The organism is Planktothrix pseudagardhii (assembly GCF_904830925.1).
Taxonomy (GTDB): domain Bacteria; phylum Cyanobacteriota; class Cyanobacteriia; order Cyanobacteriales; family Microcoleaceae; genus Planktothrix; species Planktothrix tepida.
The window spans coordinates 3,532,972-3,556,419 of the sequence record NZ_LR882967.1 but is presented as its reverse complement, the minus strand read 5'-3'; the positions used below and the strand labels follow the sequence as shown (position 1 = coordinate 3,556,419).

At 40.2% G+C, this 23,448-nt stretch carries 20 protein-coding genes; 11 read left to right on the top strand and 9 right to left on the bottom strand.

The features are described from left to right. Positions 1-83: 83 nt before the first annotated feature. Complete coding sequence (locus NMK36_RS15000) at positions 84-689, bottom strand: alpha/beta fold hydrolase (protein ID WP_072719415.1); 606 nt, start codon at positions 687-689, stop codon at positions 84-86. A 145-nt stretch (positions 690-834) separates the two neighbouring features. On the opposite strand from NMK36_RS15000, the gene NMK36_RS14995 reads away from it, so the two are divergent. Beyond that, positions 835-2,313, top strand: coding sequence for a BCD family MFS transporter (locus tag NMK36_RS14995; RefSeq protein ID WP_254174078.1), 1,479 nt, complete (start codon positions 835-837; stop codon positions 2,311-2,313). 18 nt (positions 2,314-2,331) lie between these two features. On the opposite strand, the gene NMK36_RS14990 is transcribed toward NMK36_RS14995, so the two are convergent. Next, a complete protein-coding gene (locus NMK36_RS14990; protein ID WP_254174077.1) occupies positions 2,332-3,075 on the bottom strand; it encodes an endonuclease/exonuclease/phosphatase family protein in 744 nt (247 codons plus the stop codon). A 172-nt stretch (positions 3,076-3,247) separates the two neighbouring features. On the opposite strand from NMK36_RS14990, the gene NMK36_RS14985 reads away from it, so the two are divergent. Together NMK36_RS14985 and NMK36_RS14980 are read left to right on the top strand one after the other, a co-directional pair. Then, complete coding sequence (locus NMK36_RS14985; protein WP_254174076.1) at positions 3,248-3,895, top strand: hypothetical protein; 648 nt, start codon at positions 3,248-3,250, stop codon at positions 3,893-3,895. Positions 3,896-3,977: 82 nt separating this feature from the next. Continuing rightward, a complete protein-coding gene (locus NMK36_RS14980; RefSeq protein WP_254174075.1) occupies positions 3,978-5,027 on the top strand; it encodes a M23 family metallopeptidase in 1,050 nt (349 codons plus the stop codon). A 79-nt stretch (positions 5,028-5,106) separates the two neighbouring features. Here NMK36_RS14980 and NMK36_RS14975 read toward each other — a convergent pair whose 3' ends face one another. From NMK36_RS14975 to NMK36_RS14965, 3 genes are all read right to left on the bottom strand, one after another. Continuing rightward, on the bottom strand, positions 5,107-6,726 hold the full coding sequence (locus NMK36_RS14975) for a YcjF family protein (RefSeq protein WP_072719419.1): 1,620 nt from the start codon (positions 6,724-6,726) through the stop codon (positions 5,107-5,109). Positions 6,727-6,845: 119 nt separating this feature from the next. Next, positions 6,846-7,913, bottom strand: coding sequence for a GUN4 domain-containing protein (locus tag NMK36_RS14970; protein WP_254174074.1), 1,068 nt, complete (start codon positions 7,911-7,913; stop codon positions 6,846-6,848). Between the two features lie 648 nt (positions 7,914-8,561). Beyond that, the gene (locus NMK36_RS14965) at positions 8,562-9,146 is read right to left on the bottom strand and encodes a DUF1802 family protein (RefSeq protein WP_072719421.1); all 585 of its coding nucleotides are present in this window, start codon (positions 9,144-9,146) and stop codon (positions 8,562-8,564) included. Positions 9,147-9,213: 67 nt separating this feature from the next. Between NMK36_RS14965 and NMK36_RS14960 the strand changes: the two genes are divergently transcribed. Beyond that, the gene (locus NMK36_RS14960; RefSeq protein ID WP_254174073.1) at positions 9,214-10,176 is read left to right on the top strand and encodes an aldo/keto reductase; all 963 of its coding nucleotides are present in this window, start codon (positions 9,214-9,216) and stop codon (positions 10,174-10,176) included. 86 nt (positions 10,177-10,262) lie between these two features. Here the strand turns inward: NMK36_RS14960 and NMK36_RS14955 are convergent, their stop codons facing one another. After that, positions 10,263-11,906 carry a DUF6930 domain-containing protein gene (locus tag NMK36_RS14955; RefSeq protein ID WP_072719423.1) on the bottom strand — a complete coding sequence of 548 codons (1,644 nt, stop codon included), beginning with the start codon at positions 11,904-11,906 and terminating at the stop codon, positions 10,263-10,265. Between the two features lie 164 nt (positions 11,907-12,070). Next, positions 12,071-12,226 (bottom strand): hypothetical protein, encoded by a 156-nt coding sequence (locus tag NMK36_RS14950; RefSeq protein ID WP_186440364.1) that lies wholly within the window; start codon positions 12,224-12,226, stop codon positions 12,071-12,073. Between the two features lie 464 nt (positions 12,227-12,690). Between NMK36_RS14950 and NMK36_RS14945 the strand changes: the two genes are divergently transcribed. The 3 genes from NMK36_RS14945 (at position 12,691) to NMK36_RS14935 (ending at position 14,564) form a co-directional block, all read left to right on the top strand. Continuing rightward, positions 12,691-13,047: a HesB/IscA family protein gene (locus tag NMK36_RS14945; protein ID WP_254174072.1), complete on the top strand. Its 357-nt coding sequence runs from the start codon at positions 12,691-12,693 to the stop codon at positions 13,045-13,047. Between the two features lie 606 nt (positions 13,048-13,653). After that, complete coding sequence (locus NMK36_RS14940) at positions 13,654-14,073, top strand: tetratricopeptide repeat protein (protein WP_072719425.1); 420 nt, start codon at positions 13,654-13,656, stop codon at positions 14,071-14,073. Between the two features lie 293 nt (positions 14,074-14,366). Continuing rightward, entirely contained in the window at positions 14,367-14,564 is a 198-nt protein-coding gene (locus NMK36_RS14935; RefSeq protein ID WP_072719426.1) for a hypothetical protein, read from the top strand. Between the two features lie 443 nt (positions 14,565-15,007). On the opposite strand, the gene NMK36_RS14930 is transcribed toward NMK36_RS14935, so the two are convergent. Further along, a complete protein-coding gene (locus tag NMK36_RS14930; RefSeq protein WP_245824248.1) occupies positions 15,008-15,823 on the bottom strand; it encodes an ABC transporter permease in 816 nt (271 codons plus the stop codon). 393 nt (positions 15,824-16,216) lie between these two features. On the opposite strand from NMK36_RS14930, the gene petC reads away from it, so the two are divergent. From petC to NMK36_RS14915, 3 genes are all read left to right on the top strand, one after another. After that, the gene (gene petC, locus NMK36_RS14925; RefSeq protein WP_254174071.1) at positions 16,217-16,759 is read left to right on the top strand and encodes a cytochrome b6-f complex iron-sulfur subunit; all 543 of its coding nucleotides are present in this window, start codon (positions 16,217-16,219) and stop codon (positions 16,757-16,759) included. A 102-nt stretch (positions 16,760-16,861) separates the two neighbouring features. Next, the gene (gene petA / locus NMK36_RS14920) at positions 16,862-17,845 is read left to right on the top strand and encodes a cytochrome f (protein ID WP_072719429.1); all 984 of its coding nucleotides are present in this window, start codon (positions 16,862-16,864) and stop codon (positions 17,843-17,845) included. A 178-nt stretch (positions 17,846-18,023) separates the two neighbouring features. After that, positions 18,024-18,869: an alpha/beta fold hydrolase gene (locus NMK36_RS14915; protein WP_072719430.1), complete on the top strand. Its 846-nt coding sequence runs from the start codon at positions 18,024-18,026 to the stop codon at positions 18,867-18,869. 131 nt (positions 18,870-19,000) lie between these two features. Here NMK36_RS14915 and NMK36_RS14910 read toward each other — a convergent pair whose 3' ends face one another. Further along, entirely contained in the window at positions 19,001-20,107 is a 1,107-nt protein-coding gene (locus tag NMK36_RS14910; protein WP_072719431.1) for a HEAT repeat domain-containing protein, read from the bottom strand. 330 nt (positions 20,108-20,437) lie between these two features. Here NMK36_RS14910 and NMK36_RS14905 point away from each other — a divergent pair, with 330 nt between their 5' ends. Then, the gene (locus tag NMK36_RS14905) at positions 20,438-23,254 is read left to right on the top strand and encodes a pentapeptide repeat-containing protein (RefSeq protein WP_254174070.1); all 2,817 of its coding nucleotides are present in this window, start codon (positions 20,438-20,440) and stop codon (positions 23,252-23,254) included. Positions 23,255-23,448: the final 194 nt, after the last annotated feature.

Genomic DNA, 23,448 nt, shown 5'->3' with positions numbered 1-23,448 from the left:
GAATTTAACCTTGAGGATATAATTTTATCCGATTGCAAAAAATAGGAAAATAATAAACTCTAAAAAAACGGATAAATAAAATGTTATGAATGAGAGTTTATACGGTTCACAAATTCCATGAGATGTTCATGAAACTTAGGAGTTGCTTTCATGTAACAAGCATGACCGGCTTGTTCTAAAATTACAATTTGTACATTGGGCATGAATTGTTGAAGTAACTTTGCGTGATCCAATGGAACAATTCTATCATTACTTCCCCAGATGGCTAAGGTTGGCAGTGAAATTCTTTGCAAATGTTCTACCATCTGAGGGATACCCACGGGAGCAACAGCGACAAATCCTCCTAAGCGGTCTGAATGTTGAGCGATAAAGGGTAAGCTATAATTCCCACTCATCGAAGGAGAGACTAACACGCACCCTGATAAGTTCAGATGATCAATGAGCTCTAATAAAAGCTCAACTCGATTTCCGCTAAAGGATTGAGATTTGCCATATCCAGGGAGATCCACAGCAATAGCATGATATTGGTTTTGACCCATCAATTCTAGGGTTCCAATCTCTTGCCAAGTCTTCGCTTTAAAGCTGGCTCCATGAAGGAATAAAACCGATGGATTTTGAGAGTTTCCTACTTCTAAGAAATGAATTTTTGCTTCTTTAATTTGGATAAAATTTGATAAAACTTTAGTCATTTTTTATCACAAATAGTTTGAATTTGGTTTAACTTGAAATTCAGTAGCTCTTCTATTATAATCAGAAAATGCAACTCAGCCTAAATTTTAATAAAATTGTTAAAAATGAGTTGTTTTTCCTTCTTGCTGTCTTAACTCACGACCCATGAAAATCGGTGATTCCTCAGAGCAATCCTCAACCTCTAATCCCCTAGAGGGTAAACCCTTGCCCCCCATTCCTCTATTTACCATGTTTCGGTTAGGTTTGTATCAAATGGGGTTAGGAATTATGTCTTTACTAACCCTGGGTGTGATTAACCGAATTATGATTGATGAGTTAAAAGTTCCGGCGTTAATTGCAGCAGGGGCGATCGCAATGCACCAATTTGTTGCTCCTGCTAGGGTGTGGTTTGGTCAGATGTCCGATACCAAACCGTTATGGGGATATCATCGCAGTAGCTATGTATGGATTGGGTTAATTTTATTTACCAGTGCTTCATTTTTAGCGATACAAGTGGTTTGGCAATTAGGGGCTAGTATTCAAGCCAATGGATTTAATGGAATCGCTTATTTATGGGCTGGTTTATTAGCGTTTATTTTTGCCGGATATGGTTTAGCATTAAGTGCGAGTTCCACTCCCTTTACTGCCCTTTTATTTGATGTTTCCGATGAAGATAATCGCTCTAAATTAATTAGTATTGTTTGGTCAATGTTAATGGTGGGAATTGTCATTGGAGCCATTATCAGTTCTAAAATTCTTCATCGTCCTGAACTGTGTGGGGCTGCGATTTTGACCGAGAACCCCATAGCAACAACCACAAATTTACCTGAATTACAAGCCTCTGTTACTCCGTTATTTATCATTGTACCGTTAATGGTGATCGGATTATCCGTGATTGCAACCATCGGTATTGAACGTCGGTTCTCTCGTTACCAATTGCGCTCTACTGTTGTGGAACGCGAAGATCAAATTACTTTAAATCGTGCCCTTAAAATTTTAACCGCTAGTCCCCAAACCGGATTATTTTTTACCTTTTTGTTGGTGATGACCATTAGCTTATTTATGCAGGATGCAATTTTAGAACCCTATGGGGGTGAAGTCTTTGGAATGTGTGTGTCTGAAACCACAAAATTAAATGCGTTTTTTGGAACAGGAACCTTAATTGGCATTGCTTCAACGGGATTTTTAATGGTTCCTCGTCTCGGTAAAAAAAATACAGTTAAAATTGGTTGTGTCGGAGTTTCAATTTGTTTAATATTCTTCATTATAGCAGGGTTTACCGCTAACCCTGTCTTTTTAAAAGGGTCATTATTAGGCTTTGGTTTATGTTCAGGAATTCTAACGGCGGGAGCGATTAATTTAATGTTAGATTTAACCTTAGCTGAAACAGCCGGAACTTTTATTGGAGCTTGGGGTTTAGCTCAAGCAATGGCGCGAGGATTAGCAACGGTTTTAGGGGGTGCGGTTTTAGATTTAGGACGGGCGATCTTTCAGGTTCCTGTTTTAGCTTATGGAACGGTTTTTACAGTTCAAGCCATCGGAATGATGCTGGCAATTATTTTATTAAATCGGGTAAATGTGCGAGAATTTAGCGAAAATACAAAACGAGCGATCGCTAATGTATTAGAACAGGAATTAGATTAGTAATGTTGTTTACTGACGTTATACTTGCAATTCCACATCAACAAAAACGCCGTTATGATCGCTCATGGTTACATTGCTATCGGAAATATTTTCCCAAAAGCCAACTTGGCAATAGGGTTGCAATTCATAACTGACACAGATGTGGTCAATATTATGTCGTTCTTTGGGCTTAACTTCATCAGTTAAACAAACGAGATTGTTACGTTTTAGCTCCTGCGTTAATAAAGTAATTCCTTTTTGAGTTCCATACCAACGTGAACCATCTCTGGCTTGATTGAAATCTCCGACAGTTATGAGTTTGCAATCAGAGTTGGTTTTCACCAGATGCTCCCAATCATTTCCATGTTGTTCAATTGATCGGTAATGTTCTTCCCAGTTTTTTGATTTTCCATCTATTCCGCGATCACCGTGCCAGGTAATAATTGTCCCATAAATTAACAGGTTGTAACCTTGTAAATTGACTTTGATACAGACAGCTAGAATGGGATCAAATGTTGTGAGCATTTCAGTAGGAGCCTGTATTCTTGACCAGATTGTGGTGTAAGCATTTTGCTCCAATCTTTTATCTTGATATTCAATTGATGAGAACTTGAAGTAGCCCTGTTTTGATAAATCAACAGCAAGATTATTGGTTTCCGTCAAGATCCAAACATCAGCATTTATAGTTTGAATTTGATCTAATACTGCTGGTGTCTTTTTCCAGCTTTTTGGTTTTGGATGCTCCAAATTCCAAGTAACGATCCTGAGTCTTTGGGTCATCATATAGCAATCCTATTTGAAAATATAATTAACGATAAAAGGCAAGTATAAATCTTGACAACCGTAGTTTTTCGGGTCAAACAGGATTCCAAAAGGAACAATACAGCAATTCTATCGACTTTAGGTTATATAAGGATGAATCCAAATCTCAAGAACAAATAAGGATGTTGTGTTTATGTTCAGTTCTCAATTTTCGCGTTCAGGATTGTCAATTTTCCTAGCATTCGGTTTAACAACGGCGGTGGCTATACCTTTACTGCCCGGAATTACAGCCACGGCTCAATCCTTTCCCAATACCTTACAACGGGATAGAATCTTAGCAGGAACTGTAATTTCAGTCGAATATCCCGAAGCTGAAAAAATTGTCGTCATGCCCAATGAAACCGTACCCTTAACTATCACCGTAGCACAGGATGTGGTTACAACTCAGGGACGGGTCTGGATTCCCGCAGGGGCTGAAATTGTCGGACAATTAAAACCCGCTTCCGGGGGATCTCAATTTGTCGCTAATGAAGTGATTATTAGTGCCAGCCAAAGGTTCCGCTTAGATGCTAATTCTCAAGTGGTGACTCGCACAGAAACCATTCGCAAAGGAGCTTCAGCCCGGTCTATTCTAGGGGGAGCAGCTATTGGAGCAGCCGCAGCGACGGCGATTAGTGCCGTTGTGGGGGATAATGCGATCGCTACTGAAGAAGTGTTAGGCGGTGCGGGACTCGGTGCCATTACCGGAGTATTCGTTGGACGTCGGAAAGTTGATGTTGTGGTGGTTCGTCCCAGTGAAGACCTGAATTTAACCTTACAATCGGATATTCTTTTCCGGTAAATTATAAATTCAATCCTAGAAATTAATAAGGATATCAAACGCTAAAAAATACGGGGTTGCATTCTTCCTGACTTTGGGGTTAATGGTATTAGTCAGTTGTTGGAGTCCTCATGTCACACAAACGGCTGAGTCTTCTCTGCAACAAGCTCAGACGATGGCGGAAGGGATGACCCAACAACTGATTACCCAAACGCCTCAAACCCCCCGTTTTGGTCAACCCATTGATTGCCAACTGGGTGAAGATTGCTTTATTTTGTTATACCCAGATCGAGATCCTAGTCCCAATGCCGTTGATTTTGGCTGTGGACGGCAAACCTATGATGGTCATCAAGGCACGGATTTTGCCATACCAGACGAACAAGCCATGGCCAGAGGGGTTCCGGTGGTGGCGTCGGCGGCGGGGACAGTGTTACGAGTCCGAGATGGCGTGGTTGACAAACGCATTGCACAGGAAGCGGATAAAACCGCCGTAGAAGGCACAGAATGTGGCAATGGGGTTGTTATTGACCATCGCTCTGTGCCCAATGGTGCGGGGTGGGAAACTCAATATTGTCATTTGCGACAGGGAAGCCTGCGGGTTAAACCGGGGGATACCGTTGAGAAAGGGACAATTTTAGGATCAGTTGGCGCTTCTGGGTTAGCATCCTTTCCCCATGTTCATCTCACCATTCGTTATAACGGCGAAGTGATTGATCCCTTTGTGGGGCCAGGAGCAACAGCCGGATGTAACGTGACTCGTAACCCCATTTGGGAACAATCTTTAGCTTATATTCCAACGGGGTTAATTCGGGCTGGATTTTCGACCCAACCTCCGACAATGGATGAATTATGGCAGGGTAAATTTAACGAAACTATTTTACCCCAAGATAGTCCAGCATTGTTATTTTGGGTACAGGTTTATGGGGTATTAACAGGAGATAAAATGATTTTTAATCTTTATGATTCCCAGGGAATAAAAGTTGTTAATAATGAAAGTTTTGTGAATGAATCGAGTAAAACTTGGATTGGTTATGTGGGGAAAAAAAATAATCCTCAATCCCCTTTAACCCCCGGAACTTGGAAGGCTGAATATCAATTAATCAGAGGCGATCGCACTTTAGTTAAAGTTCAACGACAACTGCAATTGGAATAGGGAATTACGAATTATGAATTTGGGAAAGGCGGATTTAGGGGGATCTGCAAATCGACTATTATCGAGAATTTTCGGCGGATTACCAATCAGGACGATCAACCGTATTTCCCTCATCCCAATCTTCTATATAACGCTTTAATAAAGGTTCTGGATTCACTTCCATCTCCAATTCTTCCTCTTCTGCTTCTGGCGTTAAATTCAGGGGTTCAATAATTTTAGCAAAGGCATCTTGAACAAATTGTTTTACAAATTCATCCCGGCGAGTTAACTGAAATTGTCGTTGTACTACTTCCGTCATTCCTCCATCTCCCCAATCTTGATCATGGCGGAAATATTCAATAAAACTTTTCCCTGCAATGCGGGTTAAATAAGCGGCACTCACCGCTTGAATCGCACGTCCGACCACTAAGGTTGCTATATTTAATTGTAACGCTGTTGAGACTAACTGAATCACTCCTTTCACCACTCCTAAACTGCCTAAAGTTTTGGCTAAAGATAATGCTAATTCTCGACCCCGATCTATATTTAATTCACAGCCATATATTTTACCAATTTCTATCACCATTTGGGTATTGACTGCTGCTGTTGCAATTAAATCAATTACAGGTAAAGGCGTTACAGCAATGACTCCTGCACCAATCCATTGAAATCGCTCCACAATTTTTTCAGCTTCCCGTTTTCTTTGGCTATCAATTAATCGTCGTGCTTCTTCTCCTAATCGCTGAGATTGTAGTAAAATATTATCAGCAATTAATTCTTCTCCTTCTGCTCTTAAAATCATTGCCATTCGTCGAATTAAGGGCATAATATCTGGTTCTGGTTGTATCATTTCTTCCGTTTCTAATTGAATTGATTGCGGATTTGCAGCTACAGCAATAACATCACTGGGATCTAAAAACGTCTTGACTCGCTCTCGAAGTTTAGCTAAAATCAGGGTTTTATCGCTTTCAGGATATAAATCAGTTTTATTTAAAAGAATCAGCGATCGCTTGCCAATTTCAACTAATGCTTGTAAGGAATGATATTCTGATTGTCTTAAATCATTATCCACAACAAAGATTAATAAATTAGCATCCGTTGCTAACGAACGTGCTAATGTTCCTCGTTCAGAACCCCCCATTCCCGCTTCTAAAATTCCAGGGGTATCTGTAATTAAAATTTCCCGTTCAATTTCTTCTAATTGTAAATGATAGGTTTCTCCAACTTCTGTGGTTCCCATGGGTGCGTTAACTTTTCCCACCATTCGACCCATTAAAGCATTCACTAAAGAAGTTTTTCCCGCCGAACCTGTTCCAAATACGACCACTTGAATATTCCCTTTCGCTAATTCGGAAGCGATATCTTGAGAACGACTTAATAACGCTTGTTTGGCAACTTCATCTTGAATTTGAGTCACCTGTTGTCTTAACGATTTAAGGGATTCTTCCGCCGCTTCGGTTTTATCTAAAGGAATTTTTAAAGGTCGCCGTTTTTTGGTAGATTTTCCTGATTTTTGGAATAATCGAGTATAATAAAAAAAGGCAAAAATAGCCAATCCTAATAATACAATTAATAATAAGAGCAGCAAATTGGCTAAAATCGGATTCGCTGACCAAATTACCTGAGTATAAAGAGCCGATAGGGAACTAATCAGCCAAATCATTAACCCTAAAATCAAGCAAATCCCAAAAATTAACAGTAAATAGCGAGAAATAGGCATACTGCGATCACTTTAACCTCAAATGAACTAATTTTATAGATGCCTTTCTATAGTAACTAACTCAGAAGATGAATTCATCCCCCCTAAGTTCCCCTACCTCCTCACATTCTGAGATGAATCTAAAGTTTACAAGTATCAACTCGTGCAAAAAATAAAGTTCTGGCTTTAATTTCTTGAGAAGACAAGGGAAGCGCATTGGGAGAAAAAAGCTGATAATTGGATTCCATTTTCATTCCTTTCTCAAGTTGATTTAGACGAGGAAGATGGCCTTCTGGTGCTTCTAAAGAAAAAGTTAATTCATTATAATTTTTCCATTTCTCCTTGCCATTTTTTCCCGATTCAATCCATCGAACTAAATCCGTAAAATGAATATAAGCATTGGGATCATATCGGTTTAAAGCATCCTCCTTTAATTGATTTTCGGTTTCCACGAAAATTCGCTTTTGAACACTAAATCCAAATAACCCTCCTGAGTATTTTTTCCATAACTGATCAATCGTTCTTAAATAGGAACAAGACATTTTTTGAATAGCATCTTCATCCAAATAACCAACACTTTCTCGATTCGTAATTTTCAGTAAAACCTGATTTGTTTTTTGATCGGCGGCTTTCCACTTTTTCTGCTCTAGGAGTTTTTCTAACTCTTGAATATATTTAGGTTTCCTCACACAATTTTGTTCTTCATTGAGTAGATTAATTTCAATTTGTGCTAATTGATTTTCAGGAGTGACAACTTCAATAGACCCAAACCCATCACTAATAATTTGATTGATTCGCTGTTTAAATAAATTAAATTCTGTATCTTGAGCAGAATTTTGTTGACCAATCACCTCAACAGGAGGTAAAACTTGTACACGATCTCCTTCAGAAATAGCAGATTCACAAATAGATTTGGGCAAAACATGAATGATTAATGTATTGGGATTTACACTAATATTAAGCTTTTCAATATATCCTCTATATTGTTTATTTTGTTCTGATATATCATTAGATAACCCCAATAATTGTTGATAGAAATTCAGGATATTAGGATCAGCATTCAGATGGCTTAATAAATCAATCTGAGTCAAAGTTCCATAAACCGTGATCAGTGATCCAGTAAAAAATCCGATAATAAAAGTAGGAAATTGATCTATTACTTTTCCAACCCAGGTATCGGTTCTGGAAGGCGATCGAGAATTTTTCATGTTAAACGGGGGTAGATGCGATATCCATTACCGTCAGGAATAAAAGCCAAACAACTGAAATTCAAAAAAAGGATAATAAACCGATGAAATTTTGGGGAAATTACAAAACCTAAATTTTGTAGAAGCTCAAATCTAAAAGAGATAATGCTTCCAAAAATTTACAGTCTGATTTCCTGATCTGATAGTTTTAGATGAGATTGGTTTAAAAATCGTTTTCTTACACTTATTTGGCTGTCTTAGGTTTGATTTCCTGAATTGTCTCACCTCCTTACACCCAATGAGTAGCAGTTCTGCAATCAAGATAGCCTTGAAAAACTGACCCTGCTAGGAGTCAATTCTAGCATCATATCCTCGAAAATAAACGGTTTTATAGCTATATAAACTCATCAATTTCACGATTAAAAGTTGTTAAAATTACAAAGATTGATCCTTTGATTCTTATTCTTCAACAGTATGAATAATCTGAAATAACCATGAGGATTATCCTCAACCCAAATCTGATTTTTGATCAGAGTTTTTTATTTGCGGTATGTTTTTATACAGAGGGTTTGATTGGGGAATTCTATCGATTGAATATGAATCTTTAATGTTTTTCAGAAATTATGTCTTTAAAACCTTATTAATCTGGATTTAGGGCTAAAGCCCTCACTACGAAGCTTGAAGAATTTGAGCAATCATTGATACTTTTTGGTCGTAGTCTTTTTGAGTTAAAACAGGAACTTTATTGTCTAATGAAATCGGTTGCTGTAAATCAATCCAAGAACGACATCCGCCATAACTAGGATGATAAGGAATTTCATGAACTTGAGAAAGTTTATAGGTTCTCAATAATAGAATATAAAGAGGCTGTTGAGGTTTAAATTGGATGCGATCGCGCACAAAGGTTTCATTCCAAATATGAAACTTGATTAATGAATGAATCAAAGACTCATCTTGAGAATTATTCCATGATAAAATATGAGTAATTTCTGCAAAACTACTAATTTTAACGGTTTCAGGATGCCAACCCGAAGAAACAGATTTTACAAGATGAGCATATTCAGGTTTTAATAAAGTGGGTTTTTGATGTTCAAAGGTGGGATAGAGCAGAATTTTGTTCTGATCAACCTTGAATTTCCCGTTGTGTTCCCGAATTCCTCCTTTTCTCAATAACATAATTGTTTCACCTTGTTCTAAGGCTTGAATGGTAATATTCCATTCTTTAAGAGCATGATTTGTTACAGTTTTCATCATTATAATTATAGATGCTGATTTTCTATTATATTATATATAATAATAACCTGAAACTAGGAAACTCAATATGGAAAAACGAACTCTAGGTCAATCTGATATTCTAATTACTCCCCTTTTAATCGGAACTTGGCAAGCCGGAAAACGAATGTGGGTAGGAATTGAAGATGCAGAAACCATTAAAGCAATTCGTGCTGGTTTTGAGGCGGGAATTACAACCATTGATACAGCAGAAGTCTATGGAGAAGGGCACTCGGAACAAATTGTAGCCCAAGCTTTATCTGATGTCCGAGATCAAGTCGTTTATGCGAGTAAAGTATTTGCTAATCATTTGAAATATGATCAAGTGATTGCAGCTTGTGAACAATCTTTAAAAAATCTGAATACCGATTATATTGATTTATATCAAATACACTGGCCATCAGGCTCTTTCAATTCAGAAATAGTCCCGATTGAAGAAACAATGAAAGCCTTAAATCACTTAAAAGAACAAGGAAAAATTCGAGGGATTGGGGTTTCTAATTTTTCCCGAACACAATTGGAAGAAGCCAGCCAATATGGAAGAATTGAAAGTTTACAGCCTCCTTATTCTTTATTCTGGCGAAAGGTCGAACAAGATGCCATGTCTTATTGCATTGAACAAAAGATTTCTATTTTAGCTTATTCTCCCTTAGCTCAAGGATTATTAACGGGAAAATTCAGCCCCAATCATCAATTTGCGGAAGGAGATCATCGATCTAAAAATAAATTATTTGCGAATAAAGACCATTATCAACGGGTACAAAATGCCTTAGAACAATTACGACCCATTGCAGAACGTTATCAATGTACATTAGGGCAATTAGCGATCGCTTGGTTAATTTCCCAACCCCAAACTCATGCAATTGTCGGGTTCAGAAATGCAGAACAAGCTGAACAAAATACTCATGCTGGTACTATTAAAATCACCCCCGAAGATTTAGCAAAAATCGACAAAATTGGGCGGACTGTTACAGATCATTTAGATGATAATCCGGTGATGTGGGATTTTTAGAAACAGGAATTAATAGGAAAATATTGATTTTCCTAACTCTTAATCCATCAATTCCCCCCTTTTTTAGGGGGGTTTGGGAGATATTTTTAAAACGGGGCTGGAATTAATTGTAATGGCCCTAAACCTAACTCTTGAGAAGGAATAGAACGAACTTCTAACAATGCCATCATATCCTTAAATTGAGGTTGACCCCGTGAAGCTCCGGTTAATCCCATCGCAATAATTAAACCACACCAACCTTTGGTTTTTTTACACCGTTGTTCCCATTTTTTGCGCGCTTCTTGATGAACGGGATCATCTTCGATAAACTCTCCAAATAAATGTAAATCTCCATCTTCGGTTTTCAAAATTCCTAAATCATAATTGCGTCCCGCCATGGGGTCTTCACCCGGATTAAAACAAATACCTTCGAGTCCTCCCGCTTCTTGTAAACTGCGAATCAACAGTTCTGCTTTGGGTTTAGAGGTTTGAATAACAACCACTGGTAAACCATCTCCAATTTCAGGAATTTCCCCCTCGGCGGCTTGATGAAATTGGGTATTACTTCGTAAATATTTGGCAGTTTCCCAAGGAACAACACCTAAACTTAAGAACGATTTAGGAGGAACTAAATCATCGCGTAACCGAGGAACTTCTACCTCTAGTTCTTCTTCTTCTGATTCGTCATCAGAGGTCATTGCAGCTAATTCATCGGCAATATCAGGTAAGGTTTCCACCTTCACCGATACCTGTTTTTTCTCCCCATCGGGTAAATTAATCGGAATCCGATACCGACGGTTAAGACTGGGGAATTGATATCGAACTAATTTTTGAGTATTATCGCGTAAAAATCGATGTAGTGCTTCTAATGCCACTAAAACAACAGCCGCTTCTTCATCATACAAAATTGAACGTAATCCTTCTAAGGGATGAAGATTACCAAAATTCGGTTGAATTTCCGATAAAGGTAAGCTGGCGAGGTTAATAAAATCATCTTCATCTTCGTCTTCATCCAAATCATCTTCTCGATCAAAGGTGACAAATAAACAATCTTGAGTTAAAAAAGCTTCTTCTAAATTATCATAGGATTTATTTTTCACAACTCGCTCTCGAAACCGTTTTAACGAGTCCAAAGAACGATACATTAATACCCCATAATCCATCCCCAGTTTACCCAAGGTAGAGATATATAAGGTATCAATTCCAAAGAGATTCAATTCAATGGAAATAATTTGATGTTCTCCTAAGCGTTCCCAAGGCGCATCTTTCCAAATCTGATAAGCTTTTTCTGTAACAATTTCCGCATATTGCAGAGGGAGTTGAGGGGGGCGACTTTCCGCCACTTCTTGCAACCCCCGAAAAATTTCATCAATTAGAGGTAAATCCGGGACATATTCAATCACAATTTCTAAATCTTGCAGAACACCCCGCAGGAAAAATTGAATTTCGCGATCTTTAACGACTATTTTTTGAGGACGAGCGACAGGTGCGGGACTTTGGGGATGTTCCATTGCTCGTAATAACGTCCGCACAATTGCTTCTGGCCCCATATCCGTTGGAACCATATCCATTGCTCGCACCATCCCCTGAGAACCGTCCACCCAAATAATACATTCGCCCGGTGCTTCGGAGTCTGCATCAATACTAGGATTCGTATCCGTCGCCATGGGACGTCGATCCCCTTCCCACACACTGGGAATTTGGGGTAAATTTTGAAGCCGACGAAGGGTTGAGTGATTGAGACGTGCCATCAAATTAATCTTCTTGTTGGGTAGTTTCACCAGTTATGATGATGCCGCACAACCAATGGCTGAACCTGCCATATTGTAATGCAATGCTTTCTCCATCTTATAAGAAAAATTCCTGAAAACTCCGTCACTTTAGGCCAGGAGAGCCAAAATCTTACACCACACCCTTACCAAGGACTCCCAACGATTGTAAACCCTGACCAATAGTAGGGATGGGAAAAATCTCGGTTCATGTCAGGTAACTGAATCGGAGACTTTTCATCCACTTGTATATAATATCCTTGTAACGCCTCAAGTTCAATGTTGGCTTGACCTTGAATCATCGAAATTTGCGCCTGTCTTAAAAATTTAGGGTAGATGGTAGAGTTAATATCCCTACCGTCTTATTGTATGGGCGGCGGGTTCGGAATCGGAGAGGTTTCCTATTTTTGAAATACTTTGTTAAAGCAATGGGATAATACTATCATTTTTTTGAATAAACTCAATAATGGCATTAACGTTTTTTACAGTAAAGTTGTCTAAAAGCTTATTAATTTTTCTTTTTAATCGGCTATCTAGCAGGGCTTCAGACATATAGAAGATTTTTATAAGTGATATTTACTATAATAACGATTCGAGAATTCAGCACAACTAATGAGGGAAAGTCTCCAAACCGATTTATCCCTAATTAGAGATCCATTACCCGGCAACGGTGGTCTGCGATAAAATATCAGGAATACAGAAGCCGGATCAAAACACCATTATTTTTTGATCAGTTAAAACTTTACAAAAGGAGTCAGGCCAACCCATGACACAAGCGACTCAAACCCCAACGCAAGGGGTTCAGATGACGGAATCAGCGATTAAGCAAGTTCAATTTCTGCGCGAAAAGCAAGGAAAAGATCTTTGTCTGCGCGTGGGAGTCCGCCAAGGCGGTTGTTCTGGAATGTCCTATGCAATGGATTTTGCTGACCCTAGCACCATTCGCGAGGATGATGAAGTCTTTGATTATGAAGGGTTTCAGGTCGTTTGCGATCGCAAAAGCTTACTCTACATTTACGGCCTAGTCCTCGATTATACAGATGCTTTGATTGGGGGTGGGTTCCAGTTTACAAATCCTCAAGCCACTCAAACCTGTGGTTGTGGTAAATCCTTTGCGACCTAAGAGTTAAGAAACCGGGTTTCTAGCAGTTGTTGTTTGATGAGCATCAACCTTTCTGATTCAGAAACCCAGTTTCTGTCTGAGTCATCAAAATTTTTATAGATTGCTTTCGCGTTTTAGATTATAATTAAAGATTGGCAATTAGCGATAGGTCATGAATCCGGCAGAAATCAACCGGTTTAACCTATCGCTATATTTTGAATGTACAACGACTCTTGACACACCTCGCCCTATAAGTGCGAGGATTCTTTAGAAGGAGATAACCCGATGGTCATTGCTCGAACCACAACTCCCAAAACCCTTCTTAGGCGTGTTCTAGTGTCGTGCGACAGGCGATGCCAATTGCCTCTACTCTCTCGCCCCGCAGGGTCTGAGCCTACTTTTAAGTCGTTTTTCACTCACTCGCTTAATCGTTTCTGCTTGTGGGGGCTAGAACTAGAGTGTCAACACCGGTTCAACCATTTCGGTTAAACGCCCTTTAACTAGAGCGTCCCACCACTGGGAATCTCACCCGTCAATTAAGGTCATCGTGGCTTTAATTATTCTAATCCTAGTTCAAATTAACGTAAAGCCGTCCTTCTAGGACGGGGTTTCTACCCAAAATTTTCGATGACAACTCCAGAAGAATTATTTAAGGAAGGTTTTGAACGGTATCAAGCGGGTGAAGACCCAGAAACATTGATTCCGGTGTTTAAAGAAATTTGTAATCAGGCTCCTAAAAATAGTAATGCTTGGACAAGTTTAGCGTGGTTATATTTGTTAGCAGATAAACCCAAATTAGCTTATAACGCGGCAAAATCAGCCGTTAAACTCAATCCCCATGATCCTCAAGCCAGAGTGAATTTAGCGACGGCGATGTTGGAGTTAGGGAAAACGGGGGTGCGTTCCCACGTTGAACTTGCGAGTCAACTGGTATTAGTCGATACGGATTGGCAGCAGGAAATCACTAAAAATTTTGAAGATGGATTAACTCGCAAACCAAATTGGAAATCCTTAATAAAAGTTAAACAATGGTTGTTTGGAGGTTAAGGAACTTTTACCTATTTTTGTGCATCTGATGAAATAATCTAGGTAATTATGCACAGAAACTCAGGCAATATTTGAGAAATTTCGGTTGCGGTGAATTGGGGGAAAATGGCTGTTAATGACTGAAAAGGGCTAAAAATCCAGGAACTCTTAGGAAGTATTGAGAAAATGTAACAAAAAATTACATAAATTCATAAACAAAAGCAAAAAACAGTGATAGTATTTGGTAACTTCAGTCATTAACAATCATAATCAACCGTTCACAAAAAACTTGATAGTTAAATTAAGGAGATGAGATGACTATGGATAGCCAAGTTTTTGTCAAACCCGAAACCCGTAATCACAAAGGCTTTTTTGTTAAACAAGGAGCCTATAAATTGAAAACTATTGATGAATCGGGCTGGGCCTTGATCTGCGTTGATGATACCGTTTGTTATTACGTTGATCCTGATAACTTAGATACAGAAGTTTCGGAGGAAACCGTAGAATCGTGATTCAAGCCATCTTATGTGAGCTTAGAATAAAAACCCTATCTAAATTACAGCGTTCTTGACTCCCGCTATACCCACTAGGGTTAGCGGGAGATAATTTTAGGGTAAAAAACAGTGTTTTAATCAAAATTTAAAAAGTAGAAATTCTTATATTAAATCCTGAAATCGATGCTACAGATTATTATCCTATAGCGCTACGCGCAAGGGAACAGGAAACAGGGAACAGGGAACAGTAAGAAGTGAAAGGGTTTGAGAATTCATAAATGTCCTAACCGTAATGCGTAGTGCTATAAACCTTTGTAGAGACGCGCCATGGCACGTCTCTACAGCGACTAGATGCGTAGCAAACATTTAAGGATTTAATATTAATTTTCAAAGCTGTCCCACTTAATCGAAGACAGCTATTTTTTTAGGGAATGATGAAGAAGGGAAATGTTCTGATTTGGTTAACGTTGATTGCGAAGACGAGGATTAAGAAAATCATTTAATCCTTCTCCTAATAGAGATAAACCAACGACCATAATTGTTAACGCCAAACCTGGAAATAAGGTTGTCCACCAAATTCCAGTGGGTAACGCTTCTAACGCAATTCTTAAATCATGACCCCATTCGGGAACTTCATCCGGTAAACCTAACCCTAAAAAGCCTAATCCTCCTAACGTTAAAATTGCATCCGCCGCATTTAATGTAAAGAGGACAGGAACACTTTGGATGACATTTAAAAATAAATAACGAGTTAAAATTGTCCAAGTATTTGCTCCTAATGCTTGGGCGGCTTCAATAAATAACTCGGTTTTAACCGAAGTCGTATGATTACGAACCACTCGATAATATTGAGGCACATAAGCGACACTTAAAGCCAGCGCTGCATTCAAAACCCCTTTGCCAACAACAAATGCTAAAGTAATGGAAAGTAATAATCCAGGTAACGTATAAATCGTATCCATTAAAAATAATAAAACCCGATCTATTTTTCCTCCTAAATATCCACTCACCATTCCCAAAGGAACCCCAATTCCCACACTCAAAAGCGTTGCTAATAACACCACTTGCCAAGCCACTTGAGTTCCAAATAACGTCCGAGAAAAGACATCATATCCTAAGCGACTGGTTCCAAACCAATGTTGCGGAGAAGGCGGTTGATGGATAGGATTAGACAGAAATTCTGTAGGACTTTGTATCCATCCCCAAGTTGAAAATAACGGGGATAATACTGCGATTAATAAAAATAAAACGGTCAGGACTAATCCACAAAAAGTCATAGCCGTTGACACAGAAGGAACCTGAAACCCCCTCAAAGGGCGAAAAGATGTAACACTCATTAACTTTAAGATGTTGTGTTTGACATTAGATTACCAAAAACAGAGCCAGGGAAGCAGGGTGAGAAAAGCAGAAGCAGAGGGAGGGGAAATCATTAACTTAAGTTTCGTTGAGCGGTACAAATAATGTGATAATGCTTAGTGAACGAAGATCGGGCTTGCCGTTGTCAAGCGGAGTGAGTCAGGTTTTCCAGTCAATCAGATGCAATCCTTTTTGTGATTGATCTCCGTATCTCTTTCGATCTACCCCTGAAAAAGGGGACGCAGTTGAAAAACTGCAAATAATACTTCCTCCGCGAGTTAAAATCGCGGTTTCCGTTCTCCAGTAAGGTTGAGATGACTCAAATTTCAGGAACCTCGGATGCTCCAAGCATGGGGCGTCGTCAATTCATGAACTTACTAACCTTCGGTTCAGTCACAGGCGTTGCTGTCGGTGCACTGTATCCGGTGGTCAAATATTTTCTACCTCCCGCTAGTGGTGCCGCAGGTGGTGGCGTTACGGCTAAAGATGCTCTGGGTAACGATGTTATCGTTAGTGAATTTTTATCCACCCATAAACCCGGTGATCGTGTTTTAGCCCAAGGCTTGAAAGGCGATCCAACCTACATGGTGGTTGAAAAGGATTCCTCCTTAGCGGACTATGGAATCAATGCGGTTTGTACCCACTTAGGTTGTGTGGTGCCTTGGAACGCCAGCGAAAATAAATTTATGTGTCCCTGTCACGGCTCTCAATATAACGAGACGGGTAAAGTTGTTCGTGGGCCAGCACCGTTATCCTTAGCATTGGTTCACGCCACCGTTACGGATGACGACAAATTGAACTTTACTCCTTGGACAGAAACCGACTTCCGCACGGGTGAAAATCCCTGGTGGTCTTAATAAATTTTAGGCTTTAGATTTGGGCTTGGGTTTCTAAAATCTGGAATCTAAATCTAAATATGAAACAGTAGGTTGACTTTGAGAGAGATAGAACAATCTTTTATGCGACAAATTGATCAATGCCTAACTGTACGCCGTTCTAGGCTGTGGAAGTTAGTGTGGGTTGCTGTTGCTGCCGTCGCTTTCTTCTTTGGGGGTGATTTTGCTCTACCCCAGTCTGCTGCGGCTTATCCCTTTTGGGCGCAAGAAACAGCACCCCTGACCCCCCGTGAACCGACGGGACGAATTGTTTGTGCGAACTGCCATTTAGCGTCCAAGCCGACAGAAATTGAAGTCCCCCATTCTGTTTTACCGGATACTGTTTTTAAAGCGGTTGTTAAAGTTCCTTACGATACCAATGTTCAGCAAGTGCTTGGAGATGGTAGCAAAGGAGGTTTAAACGTCGGTGCGGTGTTAATGCTGCCCGAAGGCTTTAAGATTGCTCCTGAAGATCGCATTCCTGAAGAATGGAAAGAGGAAATTGGGGATCTTTATTTCCAACCCTATCGCGAAGATCAAGAAAATGTGGTCATTGTGGGGCCGTTACCTGGGGAAGAACATCAGGAAATTATCTTCCCGGTGTTGTCTCCTGACCCAGCAACGGATAAATCTGTTCACTATGGTAAATTTGCGATTCATGTCGGAGGAAACCGGGGTCGCGGTCAAGTCTATCCGGCTGGAAATTCTAGCAATAATACGCTTTATAAAGCTTCCGTTGCTGGAACCGTTACCCAAGTGACCACCGAAGAGGGAGCGGGTTCCCAGGTGACGATTCAAACGGCGGACGGTCAAACCGTTGTGGATGAAATTCCTCCTGGCCCTTCTGTGATTGTGTCTGAAGGCCAAACTGTTGCCGCCGGTGATGCTTTAACCAATAACCCCAACGTCGGTGGCTTTGGTCAACATGATACCGAAATCGTTCTGCAAAGTTCCACTCGTGTTACTGGGTTAATTGCTTTTATCGCCTTGGTGATGTTAGCTCAAGTAATGCTGGTGATGAAGAAGAAACAGATTGAGAAAGTTCAAGCGGCTGAAATGAACTTCTAAATTTTGATTCATTTTCATGATTTCAACCTGTGTAGAGACGTTGAATCCAGCGTCTCTACAGCTGTTTTGGGGAAGGGAACAGGGAACAGGGAATAGGGAATAGGGAATTACGAATTACGAATTACGAATTACGAATAGGCAATAGGTAATTTAATTTAATTTAGGGTTTAAAACTATCATGTCAATTACTAAAAATGAGATTAAAGTTGGATCTTTAGAGTGGTTTTATCGGGAAACAAATCCGGAAAATACTGATAAAATTCCTGTGGTGTTTTTGCATGGATTAGTTTCTCAGAGTTATAGTTGGTTGGTGGTGATGGATGAATTAGAAAAACAAGGATATAAAGCGATCGCACCGGACTGGATTGGATCGGGATATTCAGGAAAACCGGATAAACGAGATTTTGCTTATACTCCTGATGCCTTTATTCAAGGGTTAGAGGAATTTTTAAAACAATTAAAAGTAGAAAAATTTTCTTTAGTTGTGCAAGGATTTTTAGGTTCAATGGGATTACAATATGCGCTCCGTCATCCTGAACAAATTGAAAAATTAATTATTCTCAATACTCCGATTTCAACTTCTGCTAAACTTCCCTGGAAATTACAACAAATGGCGTTACCGTTTGTGGGAGATATGATGACTCAAGATCCGTTATTAGTGGATCGTACTTTGGAAGGTGGCAGTAAATATGTGATTGAGGATAAAGTTTTAGAAGTTTATAGGAGTCCCTTTTTAAAAGCATCTGCTGCGGGGCGATCGCTCTTAGCAACCTTAAAAAATTTACGGTTAAAAGATGCCCTAACTGAAATTGAATCTGGGTTTAAAAATTGGCATCATCCGACTCAAATTATTTGGGGATTAATCGATCCTTGGTTAGAGTTTACCGATGTTAAAACCTTTGCAAACGGAATTTCTGGGGCTGAAATTGTGACATTAGAAAAAGCCGGACATTATCCCCAAGAACATTGGCCTCAAGAAATCAGTGAAGCTTTAATCTTATTTTTGCGGAAAACGGTGGTTTAGAGAAGAGAACAGGCAACAGGCAAGAGGCAACAGGGAATAGGATTTAAAAGTGTCCTGACTGTAATGCGTATTGCTATATAATTTTTTTCAGAAAAAACTAGCTTGAAATTCCCTGTTCTACCGCCTTACCTTCAATTCGGAGGTTCATCGTGGGTCGAAACAGAACGGAGGCGGCTTAATCGATTGGTTGCCCATTTAGCTAGTTCTTTAACTTCAGGATCAGGATCATCCATAGCTCGCTGTAAGATTTGATTCATTTGTGTTGCTAAATCATAAATTCGGGTTAAATCTCGAATAGCATTTTTTCTAACTTCGGCATTTTCATCTTGGAGAGACAAACTTAAGGCGCGGCTCAGGGGTTTTAACGTGCGAGTTCCAATTTCTGAGAGGGCAGCTAAAACTAAACTGCGTTGATTAGAATCAGAATAGATTAATAACTCTAATAACGGTTGAATGGCTCTCGAATCTCCTGCTTGTGCCAGTTCCCAAATTGCATTACTTCTAATATCAGGACTGGTCTGTTTTAAATCATTAATCCATCGTTCCTGGGGATCAAGCCTCAGTCCATAGGAGGGTGGGTGAAGATTGACCGTATCCGTTACAGGGATATTCGCTCCTAGGGGGTTTTCAGAGGTCGTCGGTTGATCGGATGGGGTATCGGGGGTAGAAACCTGTAATGTCGCGTCTCGATAACCATTCTGTTCTACAGGAGCCGGAGGCTGTGACCGTTGGAGAACGGTGGGAGAAACTTGCATCTGTCCCTGGGTAATGGCTTTAACCTGTACCGATGGTGGGGGAGATGGTATTTTTGGGGGTTCAGGGAGATTTTCTGGAACCGTTTGCGCCTCAATATCCACCACTGTACCTTCATCCTCATTAGGAGGACTGATCAGCCGAATTAAGATTAAAATGGCTCCGACCGTAATCACTAAAGCTCCTACCCCTAGGATTAACATCCGTGAGGGGAAGCGGAAAGATGATTTTTTAGGGGGCTGTTTTTGAGGCTTTTTGGCTGGTGGTTTTTCAGGGTTGCTTTGGGCAATTTGCCAGGATAAAGCAGAACGCTCTAAATCTGACCCAGCCGTGAGGGGTCGGGTAAAGAGATGGCTGTTTGTGTCTGTGAGATGTTGGGTTTCGTTCTCAACCTTCGCAACCGCACTCCCACTGAAGCAGAACGTTCCACCACAGTAGGCAATACAAGCGAATACAAATAAGGTCAGGCGATAAAAAGGAGCCATGAGACTCAATTGAGTTTGTGATCGACGCTTAGTGGATATCAGGTAAAACAAAGTTAACAGAGGTTGAGATAAGTTGACACTCTGAGGAAGGTCAAAACCTAGATCATCAGAATGGTGTCAGAAACAATTTTAGGGTGAATAGTAAAGATGTCCTGTTGTTGCAAGAGTTTTGCTCCTAGTTATTATCTTCCAAAAAATCACTTTTTTCCTTAGATTTTAAGGTAGAACTAGGGAGGGTTGAGGGTTGACTGTTGTTGGTGTGGGCGAGTCGCGCTGATGCACCCTACTCCTTGTCTCCTCCTTTCCTCTGTTCCCAACACCCTAAAAATAATGGGAGAATCTTTGTCCCCAGATCGTAAATTTATTACTACTGAACCCCTGTTTATGGCAGGAGAAAAAGCCGAATCTCAAGTCTGGATGGCGATTTGTCAAAGCTTTGAGCCACGAGATTGTATTGCCTATTGGCGTTATCCGATTTTCTCAAAATTGGGAACCTTTCGGAAAGAACCGGATATTTTAATCGTAGATGCAGAATTGGGATTAATTATTATTGAGGTGAAATCAATAACGATTGAGCAAATTCTGGGAATTACAGGTCATCGTTGGGAACTCCAAGAATTTTATACGACCCAGGCGAACCCCTATCAACAGGCAGAACATCAACTCTTTGCCCTACTGGACTATTGCAATTTAGAAGAGATTCTGCATCAGAAGGTTCCGGGTCGTGTCCTCGTCGCCTTACCTCGCATTCTTCACTCTCAATGGCAATGCCGGGGATTTGATCGGTTGCCGAGTTCTCCTCCTATTCTATTTCAAGAGGATCTGGGGTTTAAGGGGGTCGAATCTTCGATCACAGCAAACACACCCTTTTTCTCGGAACCGTCACCTGTCAACGGTCAAGATTCCAGTTTAATTGAAAAAATTGAGAATGCACCGTTAGTCACGCGGGGAAGTGAACTTTCTGAGGAACAATGGGGACTGTTAAAGGCGGTCATTAGTGGAACACCGTTATTTCGTCCACCGACTCGTCGCTTTTTTTTCAGCCAAACGGATGATTTAGAAACCGCTTTAACCCGCAGTGCGGTCTTAGCTATTGCTAGACAACGTATTTCTGAACTGGATTTACAACAGGAACAAATTGCCAAAGTGATCCCCCCAGGGCCACAACGAATTCGGGGAATTGCGGGTTCAGGAAAAACGGTGTTACTGTGTCAAAAAGCAGCACAAATGCACCTGAAAAATCCTGAATGGGATATTGCGTTTGTATTTTTTAGTCGGAGTTTATATGATCCAATTTTACAACAAATTGATCAATGGTTAAGGCGATTTAGTTGCAATCAAATCAGGTATGATCCCCAGAATTCTAAATTAAAAGTTCTTCATGCTTGGGGGGCAAAGGATCAACCCGGTTTTTATCGCACCATTTGTCAAGCTGCGGGAGTTTGGAGCCAAAGTGTTCAACAAACAACTCGTTCAAACGCGAATGAAGCCTTAGCAGAAGCTTGTTATCATTTATTAGCATCGGCAACGATTCCCGCTATTTTTGATGCTATTTTAATTGATGAAGGTCAGGATTTTATTGTTGAGGAAGATCTAAAATTTGAGGGAAAACAGCCCTTTTATTGGATGGCGTATCAAGCCTTACGTCCTGTTCATCGGGAAGAAGACAATAATTCTGAAATTCCTCAAAAACGCTTGATTTGGGCTTATGATGAAGTTCAAAGTTTAGAAAGTTTAAAAGTGCCGACGGCGAGTGAATTATTTGGAGATGAGTGGGGACAATTAGTTACGGGAGAATATGGCAACGGAATTAAAAAAACAGAGATTATGTCTCGATGTTATCGGATTCCAGCCCCGATTTTAACGGCGGCTCATGGGATTGGTTTGGGGTTATTGCGTCCGCAAGGATTATTAACCGGAATGAAGTGGGCAGAAGATTGGGAAACGATGGGGTATAAAGTCATATTAACAAATTTGAAAGAACCAGAAAATGATCCCCACAATTCTCCTTTAAAATTGGGCGAAACGATTACCCTTTATCGTCCTGAACACAATTCACCTAATCCTGTATCAGCGTTATGGAAAAAACCTTTAATTGAATTTGAAGCTTATCGTTCTCGTTCCGAAGAATTAACCGCCTTAAGCGATCGCATTCTATATAACTTAAAAATTGATGGCTTGCGTCCCAGTCGAGAAATTTTAGTCATTGTTTTAGGAATGGGATGGGAAGCGATAGAACTTGAAACCAAGATTGCTAACTTTTTAATGCAGCAAGGAATTGATATTTTTATCCCTGGAACACCGGACTGTAATATTCTCAAACCGACTTCTAATAATGCCCATGCGAATCAATTTTGGTGTGAAGGCGGGGTAACTATTTCTCGTATTCATCGAGCGAAAGGACATGAAGCTGATATGGTTTATTTGGTGGGTTTAGATCAAATTGCGGTTGCTGAAAATAATCTTAATTTCCGTAATCAATTATTTGTGGCGATGACTCGTTCACGGGGTTGGCTGAGGTTAAGCGGTTTAGGTTCCTATCCTTTTTATGAAGAATTAGCACGAGTCATTGAAAGCGGAAATACTTTAACGTTTCGTTTACGGTTTCCCCCCCAACGGGATATTAGCATCACCGATGGCGGAGAACTGCTGCGAAGATATAAGAATGGCGATCGCAATTTTCAAGGCGCAAATCTATCCGCTCTCGATTTAACGGGGGTGAATTTAAGTCATGCTAATTTAATTGGAGCGAATCTTCAACAAACCAACCTCACCCATGCTAACTTAAATTACGCTAAATTAGTAGTGGCGAATTTAAGCCAAGCTAACATGACAGGTGCTAATCTACAGCGAGTCAAATGTGTTGGCACTAATTTACAACAGACTCGATTGAATTCTTGTGATTTGAGTCGTGCAGATCTCAGTCATGCTGATTTGAGTCAGGCGCAATTGGTTCGTGCTAATTTGAAGGATGCTAATTTGAGTGGGACAAATTTAACACAGGCTGATCTTTCCTATGCTACTCTTCAGGGTGCTGTTGTTAATGAGGCCAACGGCACAGAAGTAATCCTAACAGGGGCAATATTACCCGATGGTTGGATATTTGCAGGGGCTATCGGACGACCCTCACTGAATCAATTATCATGAAAAGAGTTGAGGATGTTGAGCGCTGAGAGTTGACCGTTGTATGTTCTGACACCCGCTACCTCCACCCGCCACCGCGTACTCAACAAACCGCTTCGTAACTTGCCTTTCTGATGTGAAGGAGTGAGGTGTTAATCACCACACGTCCTATTTCCAGATGACACCCTTTCCCGGTTTCGATAAACAAGAACCCCGCT